Annotated in this window: 3 protein-coding genes; all 3 read right to left on the minus strand. The window is 41.5% G+C overall.

Going from position 1 to position 1,402, the window contains the following annotated elements; genetic code table 11:
* Positions 1-266: response regulator (locus A3729_RS18450; RefSeq protein WP_156498010.1), on the minus strand; the 266-nt coding region annotated here is incomplete at its 3' end.
* A gap of 41 nt (positions 267-307) precedes the next feature.
* The gene (gene cheD / locus A3729_RS18455) at positions 308-949 is read right to left on the minus strand and encodes a chemoreceptor glutamine deamidase CheD (protein ID WP_068516172.1); all 642 of its coding nucleotides are present in this window, start codon (positions 947-949) and stop codon (positions 308-310) included.
* Positions 950-1,010: 61 nt separating this feature from the next.
* On the minus strand, positions 1,011-1,402 hold a 392-nt coding region (locus tag A3729_RS18460; protein WP_304439735.1), incomplete at its 5' end, for a protein-glutamate O-methyltransferase CheR.

The following is a 1,402-nucleotide window of genomic DNA, read 5'->3' on the forward strand; positions in this document are numbered from 1 at the left end:
CCTTTACTAGTTAAAGTAGAGATCATAACGACCGGCATGGGACGCAATCTCATCAAATTTCGCAGAAATGTAATGCCATCCATTTTTGGCATTTCAATATCCAAAGTCAGTACATCTGGACTGAACTGCTTAATTTTCTCACGAGCATCAAGCGGATGCTCAGCGACAGCCACAACCTCAAGGTCTGGTGCCGAGCCAATAATTTCAGATAAAACCTGCCTAATTAGCTCGGAGTCATCAACAATTAAAACTTTTATCTTACTCAAACCTACTTCTCCACGAAAAGTACGACATATTACTGCGCGAATCAGTCAAACAACTCAACACCACCGCTTGGTGCGGACTTTTGCTTCAAGTCATTGCTATAGCTAATCTCTCTTTGCAAGACTGTATCGTTTGTTGTTTCTCTAAGCTTTCTTACTTTAAGTGCACCGGTATCGGGAAAATACAAGACCTTTCTCGGGTATATATCACCAACATCTTCCGCTGCTAGCTCAAAATTTTCTTCGTAAATGTACTTTCTTACGTACGCTATATTTCGCTTACCAATGTCAGTCATGTTGCTAAGAACATTGCCGCCACCAAAAACTTTGATTTCGAGATTTCGACGCGTACCACCAAGCTTTAGGATTTCGTTAATAAGAAATTCCATCGCCCAGTTTCCGTACCTGGAGGCACTGCTTATTTCTGAAGCTCCCCACTTTTCCGTCGAATGAGCCCCTTGCTCTGGTAACATAAAGTGATTCATTCCACCTATACCAAGTTGCACATCTCGAACACAGGCAGAAATACAGGAACCCAGTACGGTAACAATCATTTCTCCAGTTTTGCTCACATAGAACTCACCCGGCATTATTTTAGCAGCGGGAACATTCATTCGCTTATCCCAATACCTGTTCACATGCTCAAAGCCTGCTAGGGGTGGTGGTAAAGTGTGATTTTGTGACATTTACTAACTATCCTACATTAACTGTAATATTGCTGCCCTGAACGACAATCAACATTCAATACTAAGAAATTTTCTGGTAGATGGTCTTACCTATTGGCTTAAACCTTGTACATACTCTACTCAAGCTCTCTGAGTGACCAATTATCAAATAGCCCCCATCTTTAAGCATATCGGCATACCTGTTGAACAAAACTGCTTGAGTCTCTTCATTAAAGTAAATAACGACATTCCGACAGAATATTAGGTCGAACGGGCCTTTCATTGGCCAGCGTTCCAATAAGTTTAGGCGCTTAAATCTAATTAACTCCTGCAAATCAGGTTTAACCTTAACGATATCCGGGTGGTTCTTATCAAACATGAACCACTTCCGCTTGATCTCTTGAGGAAGCGATTCAATTCGCTCAACCCCGTAAACACCTTGCTGACCTTTTCCCAAAACTTTGGAATCTAAGT

The organism is Oleiphilus sp. HI0043 (assembly GCF_001634935.1).